This is a genomic window from Reyranella sp. (assembly GCF_052439685.1).
Taxonomy (GTDB): domain Bacteria; phylum Pseudomonadota; class Alphaproteobacteria; order Reyranellales; family Reyranellaceae; genus Reyranella.
Genome location: NZ_JBQVQG010000086.1, coordinates 1 through 507, shown reverse-complemented (window position 1 = coordinate 507; position 507 = coordinate 1). Strand labels below are relative to the sequence as shown.

General features: G+C 61.7%; 2 protein-coding genes. Both read right to left on the bottom strand.

Annotation, left to right across the window (positions count from 1 at the left end; translation table 11 throughout):
- Window positions 1–308 (bottom strand): VOC family protein (locus ACT6UX_RS30465; RefSeq protein WP_444778870.1); only part of this gene is annotated, 308 nt, incomplete at its 3' end.
- 16 nt (window positions 309–324) lie between these two features.
- Window positions 325–507: DUF1428 domain-containing protein (locus ACT6UX_RS30460; protein WP_444778869.1), on the bottom strand; the 183-nt coding region annotated here is incomplete at its 5' end.

Sequence of the window (507 nt, the reverse complement as noted above, 5' to 3'; positions counted from 1 at the left end):
GGCATCTTCACCGTGCAACCCGCGGCTATCGCCCGGTCCCAGACCGCGCGCGCGTCGTCGACGATGATGTTCAGCGTGGTGCCCTGCGGCTCCACCCAGGGATAGCCATATTCCGGCATCGCGTCGGCGATCATCAGCGTGCCGCCATTGATCTTCAGTTCGCAGTGCATGATGCGCTTGCCGTCATCCATCAGCATGCGCTCGCCCTGTTCCTCGGCGCCGAGCGCGCGCTTGTAGAACTCGATGGCTGCCACCGCATCCTTCGACATCAGATGCGGCGTCACGCCCGGATAGTGATAGTCCGACATCGCTGCCTCCTCTGGTTCAGCGTTCGATGAACGTGTCGAAGCCGCCATAGATCATCCGCTTGCCGTCGAACTGCATGTTTTCCATAGCCGGCTTCATGCGCGGGTCCTCGAACACCTTCTTCATCACCTCGTCGCGCTTGGCCTTGTCGGGATAGGTCGCCCAGGCGAAGACAACGATCTCGTCGTCCTTGGCCTGCAC